This is a genomic window from Bradyrhizobium canariense (assembly GCF_018130465.1).
Lineage (GTDB): Bacteria > Pseudomonadota > Alphaproteobacteria > Rhizobiales > Xanthobacteraceae > Bradyrhizobium > Bradyrhizobium canariense_C.
Map to the genome: position 1 here is coordinate 432,116 of NZ_JAFCKJ010000003.1, position 12,384 is coordinate 444,499.

The window sequence follows — 12,384 nt, forward strand, 5'->3', positions numbered from 1 at the left end:
CATCAAGAGCCCCGGCATTGAAGCCGGGGCTTTTTGTTTGTGGGCGGCACCGCCCTCTCCCGACGATTCGGCCAACGGTCCGCCTCGCCCTCGCTGATTCCCGGCCTTGTCGCATCGCGACTCGGCCAACGACTCACCGAGCCAGGCTGATGCAGGATTGCCTCCATTTCGGACAAAGCCGGATTTACTAACGAGAAGTTACCAAAATCCAAATCTCAAAAATCGACGTAACATATTGATAGTATGATGCTATTTCACACTTTAGCGACAACACTCAGAATCCCTGCCGTGCGGCGTTTCCCGGCGACTGTGCCTGCTCTGCAACAGCATTTCGGAGAGAAGCAGCTATAGTCCGAGGCATCAGATCACTCGGACTTCAGTGCGCTCGCGCCTGCCAGACAGACCAAAGGTTGGGGATTTTAAGATGAAGAAGATTTTGCTCGCACTGACCGCGGTTGCCGCGATGACCGGTTCGGCCTCGGCGGCTGACCTTGGCGCCCGTCCCTACGTGAAGGCCCCGATGGCTGCGCCCGTCGCCAACTGGACCGGCTTCTACCTCTTCGGCGGCGCCGGCGGCGGCATCTCTGCCTCTGACCAGACCATCCTCTCGACCCCGACGGGCACGCCCCTGACGATCGCACAGCGCCAGGGCGGTTCGGGCTGGTTCGGCACCGTCGGTCTCGGCTACGACTGGCAGTTCAGCGGCACCTGGGTTGCCGGCGTGTTCGCCGATGGCCAGTTCGGCAGCATCAGCGGCACCGTTCAGGATCCGATCCTCGGCCTCACCGGCAAGCAGAAGCTGGAAGACTCCTGGGCCGCCGGTGTGCGCCTCGGCTGGCTGGTTGCTCCGAATGTTCTCTCCTACGTCAACGGCGGTTACTCGGGCGCCCATTTCGGCAGCACGAGCTTCACCAACCTGGGTGGCGTTCCCGCTGGCGTGCATCTCAACGGTTATAACCGCAACGGCTGGTTCGTCGGCGGCGGTGTCGAGAACAACCTGAACATCTTCGGCATCCAGTCGCCCGGCTGGTTCATGAAGACCGAATATCGCTCGGCCTTCTACGGTGCGCGGACCCGGAGCGAGATCTCCGACGCCACCAACCTCCCGACTGGCATCAATGACGTCCGTGCCAACAGCTGGAACCAGACGATCTCGACCTCGCTGGTCTACCGCTTCAACTGGACCGGTCCGGTCGTCGCGAAGTACTGATCCGAACGCAAGTTCAGACGTCAAAGCCCCGGCATCGTCCGGGGCTTTTTCGTTGTGCGGTGCTTTAGCGGCTGATGCCTGCTTTCAGCGATCGGCACGCGTTCCAAAGCTGGCTCTCGATTCTCGCCCAGTCGGCCTTGGTGATCGCTCCGCCTCCGCATTGCGAATGCCATGGCTGCCGCCCGCGCAACACGGAGCTGCCCGACGCCGGAATCCGTCCGCGCTTTTGCCTTGGGGTCGGCCTTGGGGTCAACGCGAGCTGTGGCCGCGACGCCTGTCGGCGATCTTGCGTATGGACATGCATCCGCCCTTCGGCCTGCATCAGCGGCCATTGTATCCGAACCACGGCTACGGCTAGTCTTCCGCCAAGTTTTCGGGGCCGCGGCATTCGTTCATGCCGCGTCGCGACAGAAGCGGACCAATGGGGAGGAATGCATGCGCAGATTTCTGCTTGTAGCAGGCCTGTTTGCCCTTGCCGTCGGGCTGCTCTGGATCGGACAGGGCACGGGCACCGTCGCGTGGCCGCGATCGAGCTTCATGGTCAACCAGTTGCAATGGGCCGGCTATGGCGCAGCCATGGCCGGCTTCGGGCTGGTGCTGATCTGGCAGAGCAACCAATAGAAGAAACCAGGGAATAGCAGCATGACATCCAGTCGGTTCGATCTCCGCGGCAAGGTTGCGATTGTCACGGGAGGCAATGGCGGCATCGGGCTCGGCATGGCCCGTGGCCTCGCCGATGCCGGCGCCAACATCGCCGTGGTCGGACGCAACGAAACCAAATCCGCCGCCGCCGTCGCCGATCTCAGCCAGCGCGGCGTGAAGGCGATCAGTATTCCCACCGACGTCACCGACAAGGCGGCGATCGCGGCGATGATCGATCGCGTCGTCGGGGATCTCGGCCGCATCGACATCCTCATCAACAATGCCGGCATGAGCATCCGCAAGCCGCCGCACGAGCTCGAGCTCGACGAGTGGAACAAGGTGATCGACACCAACCTCACCAGCGCCTTCATGTGCTCGAAGCTGGCCTATCCGGCGCTGAAGGCGTCCGGCAACGGCAAGGTGATCAACATCGGCTCGATGATGTCGATCTTCGGCGCGAGCTTCGCTACGGCCTATGCGGCGAGCAAGGGCGGCATCGTTCAGTACACGCGCGCCTGCGCCAATGCCTGGGCCCCCGACAACATCCAGGTCAACGCCATCCTGCCTGGCTGGATCGACACCGACCTCACCCGCGGCGCGCGGAAGGAGGTCTCAGGCTTGCACGAGCGGGTGCTGGCACGCACGCCCGCGGGAAGATGGGGCGATATCGACGACTTCGCCGGCATCACCGTATTCCTTGCCTCGTCCGCCTCGAACTTCGTCACGGGCACCGCAATCCCCGTTGACGGCGGGTTCTCGGTGATGGCGTAAGCCCGACACGTGCTCACAAAAAAGCCCCGGCTGAGGCCGGGGCTTTTACAACTCACGATCCGAGAGGTCAGTACTTGGCGACGAGCGGCGTATTAAAGCGATAGTTCACGCCGACCTTGAAGGTGTGAATTCCCTCGATGTTGTGGTTCGAACAGAATGTCGAACCGGTCGCCGCGGCCGCTCCCGGTCCGCAGACCGCATAGGTCTTGTCGATACCCAGGAATAGATACTCGCCCTTCACGCTCCAACTCCTGTCGAACGCGTATTCGAGGCCGCCACCAGCCACCCAGAAGGCTTGGTTCCTTCCGCCGGTGGCAGTAAGCAATCCGCCGCCGCACGCCCCCGTGGTGCATGTGTCAACGATGGACGAGCGAATCTCGGCGAAGCCGACGCCACCCTTGCCGTAAACCAGGACGCGATCCCAAGCGTAGCCGACGCGGCCGGAAACGGAAGCGTACCAGTCACCGATTCTCGTTGATGCGGTCGTATCGCCCCCGAGCAATGGGATGCTGTAGGGGTCGACCGTGGAGCCGGTCAGGCGCATGTACCCGCCTTCGCCTTCGATGCCCACCACCCAGGGAGACGCACCCTGCCAGTTACAGCCGAGCGTGCCACCGCCGATCGCGCTGGAGCCAACGCCATAGTCGAACAGGCCTCCGTTAGCCGCAGTCGCGGTTGGGCTGTTGTAAAAAGTTCCGGCGGGAAAGGTGCCACCAGTCGATGTTGGATCGGCCGTCCTTACGTTGCGGCTCTGCGTAGCGCCGCCGACGTATGCGCCGAGATAGCAACCGGACCAGTTGAACGCCACCGGAGGCGGCGGCGCTTTCGTGTAGGGCCTCGCCGCAAGATCTGCGGCAGAAGCCGTCCCCGAAATTCCAATCGACAGAAGTGAAGCTGCAGCGAGCGCCCATCCAAAATGTTTGTTCATGTCGATCCCCAAAAATCAGAAACAATCGAAAATCATCTTTGAACGATCATTCACGCGCGCCCAGCAAAAATTGCCGCATTGCTTGGGAACCCGGCCGCTTTGTCTGCCGGCGTTGCCGGACTGCAACAAAAATAGGCAACGCGACTTACCTATCTGCGTCCATATGCATGTTAGCGGTTATATTCCGCAGGCGATTATCTCCGCCGCCTTGTCGGCTGACGACCCAAATCCCTGTCCGAGTCGCGCAGCAAAAAGCCCCGGGAATCGCCCGGGGCTTTCGTTTGACGCTCTTGTTTTTACGTTTCTTAGTAGCGGGCGATGACCGGCGCGTCGAACTTGTAGCTGGCGCGCACGACGGCCCACTGGATGTCGCGCGGCTTGGCATCGAAGCTGTAATTGCCCGAGGTGCCGCCAAGTTGATAGGTCTGGCTGGCGAAGGCTGCGTAGTTGTACTCGAGGCCGACGATCCAGTTGCGGGTGATGCCGTATTCCCAGCCGGCGCCGACGGTCCAACCGTTGGCCCAATGGGTCTGACCGCCAGAGCCGGTGGCCGGGCCGACCGTGTCGGTGACCGAAAGACGGTTGTTCACGCCGGCATAGCCGCCCTTGATGTAGAACAGGTTGTTCTGCACGGCGAAGCCCGCGCGACCGACGACGGTTGCAAGCACATTCGCGCGCCAGGAGAACACGTCGTCACCCGCGCCGAACGCGGTGTTCAAGAACGAGCCCTTGTTGTCGAGGCCGGAGATCGTGCCCTCCATGCCGAACACGTAGTTGTTGGCCTGCCAATTGTAGCCGATCTGGGCGCCGCCCAGAATGCCGGAGTTACGCTGACGGTAGCCCTGACCCGGGGTCAGATCGCCGAACGGCGCGCCGGTCCCGTTGTTGATGAACTGCTCGTTGGTCCATGCGCCGCCGATGTGGCCGCCGACATAGAAGCCGGTCCAGTTGAACATCGACTCCATATAGGCCGGCGCCTTTGTGTAGGGCCGTGCACCGAGATCGGCGGCGGAAGCGGCGCCGGTTGAAACCAGAGCGGTCGTGCAGGCGAAGGCAGCAATCAATTTGTTACGCATGGTACACCCCGTGTCCTTTGATGGGTGCACGCTCACACGCAGTTCTTACTCAAATTTGAATCAAGAGAGTTAAGACGTCGGATTGGCATGCAGCGCGCACTCAATCCGTTTGCGCTGTTGCACGCAGGCAACGCGCCGCGCACGATTTAACGCCGCGTTATCCCTACCGAGTCCTTGCACTACGATGCCGGCGCAGCCTTCGACTGCACGTGCTCGGGCCGGAGGCCAAGCGCGAGCAGGCGCGCCGGAATGCCCTGGAGCCACGGCAGCGCGGTGATGAGGCGTACGATCAGCGGCACTTTCAGCGGCCGATCGCCGCCCTGCAAGGCGCCGCTGATGATGTTGTTCTGCACGATCATCTGCATTCGCTGCGTCATCTTCACCGGGAATTCGCGGCGACGACGCACGGCATCGAGCTCGTGCTCCGACGGGCAACCGCGCTGAAGCTTGTCCGCGAGCAAATTGGCGGTCGCGACCGCATCCTGCACGGCGAGATTGACGCCGACGCCGCCGACAGGCGACATCGCATGCGCGGCATCGCCGATGAGAAGCAGGCCCGGCCGCGTCCAGCGCGTCAGGCGGTTGATCGCGACGGTGAGCAGCTTGACGTCGTCGAAGCTCTTCACATCGGCAACGCCGCCCTTCAGGATCGGCGCCATGCGCACGACGTCGTCGAGCAGCGCCTTCAATCCCCTCGCCTTCACTGCGTCGTATTGCCCCTTGGCGATGACATAGGCGCATTGCCAGTAGTCGCCGCGGTCGAAGGTGATCATCATCTTGCCGGGCTCGACGCGCGCGAACACGTTCTCGGTCTCGTTCGCCTCGCGGCCGACGCGGAACCACAGCACGTCCATTGGCGCGCCGATCTCCTCGACCTCGAGACCGGAACGCTGGCGCACTGTCGAATGCCGGCCGTCACAGGCGATGGTGAGATCGGCTTCGATGTCCACGATGCCGTCCGGCGTATTCGCCCGCACGCCGGCGATCGTCTCGCCGCGGCGGATCAGATCGACGGCCTCCGTGTTCATCATGACCTTCAGCGAGGCGAAGCGCTGGCCGGCCTCACGCAGGAAATTCAGGAAATCCCATTGCGGCATGAAGGCGATGAAGGGGTACTTGGTGCGGAGGCGGCTGAGATCGGCGATGCGAACGGGCGTACCGCCGAACAGGCCGTCCATCTTCTGCAGGCGCTGATGCGGCAACTTCAGGAAGCCGTCGATCAGGCCGAGCTCGTCCATCACCTGGAGTGTCGAGGGATGCACGGTGTCGCCGCGGAAGTCGCGGAAGAAATCCGCATGCTTCTCCAGCACCACGACATCGATGCCGGCGCGCCCCAGGAGATAGCCGAGCATCATGCCCGCCGGTCCGCCGCCGACGATGCAACACCGCACTTTTACGGAGGAACCTTGCGGAGCCTGCGACGCATCTGGTTTCACGGCCGGATCCCCATTTACGACTTAAGTTTTCTGTGCAGTGCAGCAAACAGGATTCATTTGCCGCAATGGCGAATGGCCGTTAGCGTCGCGGCAGACTACGATTGATTTCAGGGAATTGCAGTGCGGACTATCCTTATAGTGCTCGGCGTCTGGATCCTGATCAACGTGCTTTTCGTCGTGATCATGATCCCACCGCGCAAGCCGCGGAAGCCGAATCCGCGGCAGACGGGCGCGCTCGCGCCCGTGCCGATCGACCAGAACGGCTATCCGTTCGAGGAGCAGGAAAAGCTCCTGCTGCGCCACGTCATTATTTCGATCGCGATGGGCGCGTTGTTCTCGCTGGCTCCGCCCTTGATCGAGGCCGTCGAGGCCGTCAAGCGTTTCATCGGGAAGCGTCGCGGGTAGCGGAAGGGCATGCGACGCCTCCGCCCGCGTCATCAGTTGTTGCTGCGGTTCGCCGTGCGGAAGCTCTTGATCTCCGAGACGCTGCCGTCGCGATAGGTCAGCTCCACCGAGATGAACTGGGTTGCCGGCGCGAGCTTCATATAGAGCGGCATGCCGGCGCTGATCGCACTGGGATCGCGCATGTCGCAGCCCGGCATCTTCAAAACCTGGTTCGGAACGGCGGTGTCGATGCCGATGCGCACCTCGCGGATGGCGCAGCGGTAGGACACGAGGTGCGTGTAGTAGACCAGCAGCCCGTTGAACTCGCGGAATGACAGCCAGCTCGTCGCGGTCATGTCCAGGATCTTGCGCTGGTCGCGGATCAGCGCGGCTTCGGGATCGAACCTGATCGGGAACGGCCCCTGCATGTCACCGGACTGGTCGACATAGCGGACCTCGATGGTGCCGGCCTGCGCGTCCGGCGGCAATTCGATCGACGGGTTCGGCATCCTCTTGCGCGTGCGCGGGTCGAGCGTATCGATGAAGCCGGTTTCGCGGAAATCGCCATTGCCGGCCATGCGCCAGGAAACGCCGAGGGTCGGATCGGCGAAGGAGAACACCACGCTCCACCCGCCATTGTGGCGCGAGAAGCTCGCGATCGGCGCGTTGGTGGTCTCCTCCTTCGGCACGCGCGGCACCGATACCGGTGGCAGCGCCGCGAGCTTCTGCGCCGGCGGATCGGCGGGGCGCGCGGCGGCGTCCTTGGCGATGCCGCTGAGGAAGACGTCGTCGACCATCTGATCGAAATAGACCGGCACCTGCCTGTGCTTGACGGTGTCGGCCATCTCGCTGACGAGACGGCGCGTACGCTGCGCCACCTGCACCAGGTTCTCGCCGGGCTGGAGCAGCTCCTTGGCGAAGGTGCGCGTGAACACCGAGTTGGGATTGGCGTCGTCGTTGGAGAGGCGGTCGAGCGCAGTCTGGCGCGGGCCCGCGGAGAATACCGAGAACACGCCTTCGGGCAGCTGCACCATCGGGGCAAGCCCGCCACCACCGGAGACGGCGCGGGTGCCCTTGCGCTCGAACGGGTTGTTGCGGCAGGCGTCGAACACCAGGATCGAGCTTCGCGCCTTCTTGTTCTGGAGGCGCTCGACGATGCGATCGGCCAGGATGGAGGCGTCACGCACCAGCTCTTCCTGCCCTTCCGTCGCCGCCGGCACGTCCGTCGGCAGCAGATAGTTCTGGCCGGCGATTTCGAAGCCGTGGCCGGCATAGAAGAAGAACGCGGTGTCGCCGGGCTCGATCGTCCGATCGAACGCGAGCAGCGTCTCCGAAAATTGCTGCCGGCTCTGGTTTTCGGCGACCATCACCGAAAAGCCGAGCTGCTTCAGCGTATCGCCCATGGTGCGGGCGTCGTTGACCGCCTTGAGCAGCTTCGGAACGTTCCTGTAGTCGTTGTTGCCGACGACGAGCGCAACGCGCTTCTCGGCATAGGCGGGAAGCGCGAAACCGCTTAGGCCGGCCGCGAGGCCAAGCGCTGCCAGAATTCTGAAAAGCCGACGCGTCATCTAAAATCCCTCAAGAACGGCCCACGCCGGTTCCCTCGAACAGCGGTTCATGGGAACCCCGTCGTTGATGTGATAGTCGGCCCAGCCATATCGCTGGTTCAACAGCCCCGAGGACTCAGGTTCTGTCGTCTAGCCTATGGCAGATCCCGCCGGAATCTGCTTTTTCTTAGTCAATTCTTGTGGGCAATTCCGCTGGAAGCGAGGGGCCGCCGTGTATCGCTGGTGCACCGACGAGGTCGAGCCGCACGACCGCTTCGACTTTTGGCGCGAGGTGCGCGCCAAGGGCCTGTTCGGCGTCACTGCCGAACTCGAGCGCGAACGCCGCGCGGACTTCTTCGGCGAATTCTCGCTGCGCCAGCTTGGCGGAGCCGGCCTCGTCGAACTGAAGGCCTCGCATTACACGGTCGAGCGCAGCATGGCCGACATCGCTCACGCGCCGGGCGACAGCATCTGCGTTTATCAGCAGCTCGGCAGCGGCGGCTGGTTCGGCGGCATGCGCGGCAGCGACTTCGCGATCGCCAATGGCAGCTTCGCCACCAGCCATACCGACCTGCCCTATCGCACCGCGCCGCTGGGCGCTGGAGGATTCCACCTGCGGATCCTGAAGGTGCCCCTGAGCGGCCTCGCCACGCAGGACAAGCGCATGCGCGAGCTTGCGCCCCGGACGTTCGACGATCCCAGCCTGGCGCCCCTGCTCGGCGCCTGCTTCGCCGATCTCGGCGAGGCTGCCGCGGGTGATGACGGCGCCGTCGATACAGCTTCCCTCGTCCAGGCTTTGGCCCATCTGGCGCTGATCGAGCGCGGCATCGTGCGGCGGAGCAGCCGCCTCGGGCAGGCCGCGCTGCGCACCGCCCGACTCTCGCAAGCGCGGCGCCTGATCGTGCGCCACCTGCAAAACCCGGATCTGGCGCCGGCAATGGTGGCCGACCTGCTCGGCGTCTCCGTGCGTCACCTGCATATGCTGTTCGAAAGCGCGGCCAAGAGTTTTTCGCAAACCGTGACGGACGAACGCCTGAACCTGAGCCGTCGGCTGATGCGCGAAGCCCCGGACCGGCTGATCGCCGACATTGCGACCTCCTGCGGCTTCGACAGCCTCGCGACCTATTACCGGGTCTTCAACGCCGCCTACGGGATGGCGCCCGGCGACTTCCGCGCCCAGGGGCCGGAGGGGCGTTAGCCGACGTTTGGGCAGCTCCGGCCGATCGCGGGATTGGGCGGAAAATCGCAGCCGCGCCCGCTATTTGGGCAAAAACCTAAGGTTTTTAGGGCCTTCCCGCGGCTGCTCCATTGACTTTGGCCGATTCCCGCCTATGTTCCGGGTCGACGCGGCTCGGTATCGAAGAGCGATTCCTGAGCTTGGCGCTTTGTTCGCGTGAGTCAGCACCCCCAGCTTCTTTGAAAGCGCGCCGTTTTGGGGTGGAACGCGACAGCCTTATTACCCTCGATTCCGAACGGCGGTTTCGACCAGAGGCTCAATGTCTTTTACCCATCTCGGACTATCCGAAAAAGTCCTCGCCGCAGTGGCGGCCACCGGTTACACCACCCCCACCCCCATTCAGGAACAGGCGATCCCTCACGTCCTCGCTCGCAAGGACGTTCTCGGCATCGCCCAGACCGGCACCGGCAAGACCGCGGCCTTCGTGCTGCCGATGCTCACCATTCTCGAAAAGGGCCGCGCCCGGGCGCGCATGCCGCGCACGCTGATCCTTGAGCCGACCCGCGAACTCGCGGCGCAGGTGAAGGAAAACTTCGACCGCTACGGCGCGGGCCAGAAACTCAACGTCGCCCTCCTGATCGGCGGCGTTTCCTTCGGCGACCAGGATGCCAAGCTGACGCGCGGTGTCGACGTGCTGATCGCCACTCCCGGCCGCCTGCTCGACCACACAGAGCGCGGCGGCCTGCTGCTCACCGGCGTCGAGCTGCTCGTCATCGACGAAGCCGACCGCATGCTGGACATGGGCTTCATTCCCGACATCGAGCGTGTCTGCAAGCTCGTCCCGTTCACGCGGCAGACCCTGTTCTTCACCGCGACCATGCCGCCGGAGATCCGGCGCATCACCGAAACCTTCCTGCACAATCCGCAGAAGATCGAGGTATCGAAGCCCGCCACTACCGCTGTCACCGTTACGCAGTGTCAGGTCCCGGCCGGACGCGAGACGCACGAGAAGCGCGAGCTGCTTCGCCGACTGCTGCGCGAGGCCAAGGATCTCCAGAACGCGATCATCTTCTGCAATCGCAAGCGCGAGGTCGCCGTCGTTCACAAATCGCTGCAAAAGCACGGCTTCAGCGTCGGCGCGCTGCACGGCGATATGGACCAGTCGGCCCGCACGGCGGCGCTCGAACAGTTCCGCAAGGGCGAGCTGCCCCTCCTGGTCGCATCCGACGTCGCCGCCCGCGGCCTCGACATCCCCGAGGTCAGCCACGTCTTCAATTTCGACGTCCCCCACCATCCCGACGACTATGTCCACCGCGTCGGCCGCACCGGTCGCGCAGGCCGGTCCGGCATGGCGATCTCGCTCGTCACGCCGCTCGACCAGAAGTCGATGGTGGCGATCGAGAAGCTGATCGGCCAGAGCATTCCGCGCGCCGAAGGCGATTACGAAGTCCGCACCGATGCTTCCGATGCGAGCGACCGTCCGCGCGAGCAGCGCGGCCGTGAACGTTCACGCGGCGGACGCGGCAAGCCGCAGCGCGGTCGCGATCGTGAGCGCAGCCAGGAGCCGCGCGAAGCGCGTGGCGAGGCAAGACAGGTTTCTGAAACAAGACAGGCTTCTGAAACAAGGCCTTCAGCCGAAACACGGCCCGCTCCCGAGGCAAGACCTGAACGCGAAGCAAGGCCCGCTTCCGAAGCAAGGCCCGCACGCGAGGCCAGGCCTCCGCGTGAAGCCAGACCTCCGCGTGAAGCCAGGCAATCATCCGAGCCGCGTGACGGTGCGCGCCAGCAGGCCAATCCGTCGCATGTGCCGTCGATCGGCCGTCCCGAGCCCCGCCGCCAACGCGAGGCCGACAGCGAGCCGGGCGACCACTCGCATCTGCCGGCATTCCTGCTGCGGCCGGTTCGCTCCCCCGCCGGAGCCTAAGGCACGACGCGCGCCAGGTTTCGGTTGAAATAACGCTGGCGCGCAATTTTTTGGATGCATTCGTGGACGTATATTTACGGGGCGTTCACGATCGTCCGTTAGCCTACGAACATAATTTAAGAATTGCTGCGGTCGACGGCGCGCCGATCGCTGTGGGGTATGTTCCGTGGTCAAGGTGCTCGACGAACACGAACGCACGATGGCGTTCGCCGAGGTAGCGCTCGGTCAGATCCGATCGCTAAGGCAGACGGCAATTCCCCGCAATTACGAGATCTGGTACGTCTACGCTACCGGCTACAACGCCCCGCTCAACAAGATCATCAACGAGACTCTGGCGCGGAGCGGCAAGCTGACCGAAGCCGATCTCGATCAGATTTACGAAACCTACCTCTCCCACATCAAGACCACCGACCGCATCGACAAGGTCGGCGCGCGCGTCATCGGCGAGATCGACGACGTCATGAAGGTTCTCGGCGACGCGCTCGGAATGACCGGCTCCTACGATGCCAGCCTGTCGGGCGCGACCGAAAAGCTGTCATCGGCCAAGAGCCGCGAACAGATCAAGTCGATCGTAGAGACGCTGCTGCGTTCGACCAGCGAGATGCGCGAGACCAACAAGGCGCTGGAAGACCGGCTGACGCTGTCGAAGAGCGAGATCAGCAACCTCCAGCAGAGCCTGGAGGCGATCCGCGCCGAGAGCCTGACCGATCCGCTGACGGGGCTCGGCAACCGCAAATATTTCGATCGCATGATCGGCATGGCCGTGCAAAGCGCGCTCGCCTCCGGCGAGCCGCTGTCGCTGCTGCTGGTCGACATCGATCATTTCAAGTCGTTCAACGATTCCTACGGTCATCTCACCGGCGATCAGGTGCTGCGGCTGGTCGGCCTCTCGCTGAAGCAGACCATCAAGGGCCAGGACATCACCGCGCGCTACGGCGGCGAGGAATTTGCGGTCGTGCTGCCCAACACCGCGCTGCGCCAGGCCCTCACCGTGGCCGATCACATCCGCCGCGCTGTGATGGCGAAGGAATTGAAGAAGAAGTCCACCGGCGAAATCCTCGGCCGCGTCACCATCTCCGTCGGCGTCTCCATGCTCAAGCAGGGCGACGACACCGATGCGCTGATCGAACGGGCGGATGCCTGCCTCTACGCCGCCAAACGCAACGGCCGCAACCGCGTGATCTGCGAGGCCGATCCGGAATTCGCGGTCGAGACGCACAACCGGGTGGCGTGACAACGAACCTGCGCACCCCTGCGCTTGACATTCCGACCTGACGAACGACATCACC

Annotated in this window: 11 protein-coding genes; 7 read left to right on the top strand and 4 right to left on the bottom strand. The window is 63.7% G+C overall.

Annotated features, from left to right (window positions below; translation table 11 throughout):
- The first annotated feature begins 424 nt into the window (after nucleotides 1-424).
- The 3 genes from JQ591_RS10880 to JQ591_RS10890 all read left to right on the top strand — a co-directional run bounded on the left by JQ591_RS10880 (nucleotide 425) and on the right by JQ591_RS10890 (nucleotide 2,623).
- Nucleotides 425-1,210 (top strand): outer membrane protein, encoded by a 786-nt coding sequence (locus tag JQ591_RS10880; RefSeq protein ID WP_211395986.1) that lies wholly within the window; start codon nucleotides 425-427, stop codon nucleotides 1,208-1,210.
- 435 nt (nucleotides 1,211-1,645) lie between these two features.
- A complete protein-coding gene (locus JQ591_RS10885; protein ID WP_007591540.1) occupies nucleotides 1,646-1,831 on the top strand; it encodes a hypothetical protein in 186 nt (61 codons plus the stop codon).
- 21 nt (nucleotides 1,832-1,852) lie between these two features.
- Nucleotides 1,853-2,623: an SDR family NAD(P)-dependent oxidoreductase gene (locus JQ591_RS10890; protein ID WP_211395987.1), complete on the top strand. Its 771-nt coding sequence runs from the start codon at nucleotides 1,853-1,855 to the stop codon at nucleotides 2,621-2,623.
- Nucleotides 2,624-2,690: 67 nt separating this feature from the next.
- Here the strand turns inward: JQ591_RS10890 and JQ591_RS10895 are convergent, their stop codons facing one another.
- The 3 genes from JQ591_RS10895 to JQ591_RS10905 all read right to left on the bottom strand — a co-directional run bounded on the left by JQ591_RS10895 (nucleotide 2,691) and on the right by JQ591_RS10905 (nucleotide 6,063).
- Nucleotides 2,691-3,551 carry an outer membrane protein gene (locus tag JQ591_RS10895; RefSeq protein WP_211395988.1) on the bottom strand — a complete coding sequence of 287 codons (861 nt, stop codon included), beginning with the start codon at nucleotides 3,549-3,551 and terminating at the stop codon, nucleotides 2,691-2,693.
- A gap of 305 nt (nucleotides 3,552-3,856) precedes the next feature.
- Nucleotides 3,857-4,627 carry an outer membrane protein gene (locus JQ591_RS10900; RefSeq protein ID WP_211395989.1) on the bottom strand — a complete coding sequence of 257 codons (771 nt, stop codon included), beginning with the start codon at nucleotides 4,625-4,627 and terminating at the stop codon, nucleotides 3,857-3,859.
- A gap of 179 nt (nucleotides 4,628-4,806) precedes the next feature.
- Entirely contained in the window at nucleotides 4,807-6,063 is a 1,257-nt protein-coding gene (locus JQ591_RS10905) for an FAD-dependent oxidoreductase (RefSeq protein WP_211395990.1), read from the bottom strand.
- 120 nt (nucleotides 6,064-6,183) lie between these two features.
- Between JQ591_RS10905 and JQ591_RS10910 the strand changes: the two genes are divergently transcribed.
- Complete coding sequence (locus JQ591_RS10910; protein WP_211395991.1) at nucleotides 6,184-6,468, top strand: hypothetical protein; 285 nt, start codon at nucleotides 6,184-6,186, stop codon at nucleotides 6,466-6,468.
- 32 nt (nucleotides 6,469-6,500) lie between these two features.
- On the opposite strand, the gene JQ591_RS10915 is transcribed toward JQ591_RS10910, so the two are convergent.
- Entirely contained in the window at nucleotides 6,501-8,015 is a 1,515-nt protein-coding gene (locus tag JQ591_RS10915; RefSeq protein ID WP_211395992.1) for a caspase family protein, read from the bottom strand.
- 211 nt (nucleotides 8,016-8,226) lie between these two features.
- Here JQ591_RS10915 and JQ591_RS10920 point away from each other — a divergent pair, with 211 nt between their 5' ends.
- From JQ591_RS10920 to JQ591_RS10930, 3 genes are all read left to right on the top strand, one after another.
- Nucleotides 8,227-9,192 carry a helix-turn-helix transcriptional regulator gene (locus JQ591_RS10920; RefSeq protein ID WP_211395993.1) on the top strand — a complete coding sequence of 322 codons (966 nt, stop codon included), beginning with the start codon at nucleotides 8,227-8,229 and terminating at the stop codon, nucleotides 9,190-9,192.
- Nucleotides 9,193-9,490: 298 nt separating this feature from the next.
- On the top strand, nucleotides 9,491-11,095 hold the full coding sequence (locus JQ591_RS10925; protein ID WP_211395994.1) for a DEAD/DEAH box helicase: 1,605 nt from the start codon (nucleotides 9,491-9,493) through the stop codon (nucleotides 11,093-11,095).
- Nucleotides 11,096-11,261: 166 nt separating this feature from the next.
- The gene (locus JQ591_RS10930; protein ID WP_211395995.1) at nucleotides 11,262-12,329 is read left to right on the top strand and encodes a GGDEF domain-containing protein; all 1,068 of its coding nucleotides are present in this window, start codon (nucleotides 11,262-11,264) and stop codon (nucleotides 12,327-12,329) included.
- Nucleotides 12,330-12,384 lie beyond the last annotated feature (55 nt).

What these genes read in the sequence shown, in the direction of transcription:
- JQ591_RS10880 (WP_211395986.1), top strand. Translation starts at nt 425, where the DNA reads ATGAAGAAGATTTTGCTCGCACTGACCGCGGTTGCCGCGATGACCGGT.
- JQ591_RS10885 (WP_007591540.1), top strand. Translation starts at nt 1,646, where the DNA reads ATGCGCAGATTTCTGCTTGTAGCAGGCCTGTTTGCCCTTGCCGTCGGG.
- JQ591_RS10890 (WP_211395987.1), top strand. Translation starts at nt 1,853, where the DNA reads ATGACATCCAGTCGGTTCGATCTCCGCGGCAAGGTTGCGATTGTCACG.
- JQ591_RS10895 (WP_211395988.1), bottom strand. Translation starts at nt 3,551, where the DNA reads ATGAACAAACATTTTGGATGGGCGCTCGCTGCAGCTTCACTTCTGTCG.
- JQ591_RS10900 (WP_211395989.1), bottom strand. Translation starts at nt 4,627, where the DNA reads ATGCGTAACAAATTGATTGCTGCCTTCGCCTGCACGACCGCTCTGGTT.
- JQ591_RS10915 (WP_211395992.1), bottom strand. Translation starts at nt 8,015, where the DNA reads ATGACGCGTCGGCTTTTCAGAATTCTGGCAGCGCTTGGCCTCGCGGCC.
- JQ591_RS10925 (WP_211395994.1), top strand. Translation starts at nt 9,491, where the DNA reads ATGTCTTTTACCCATCTCGGACTATCCGAAAAAGTCCTCGCCGCAGTG.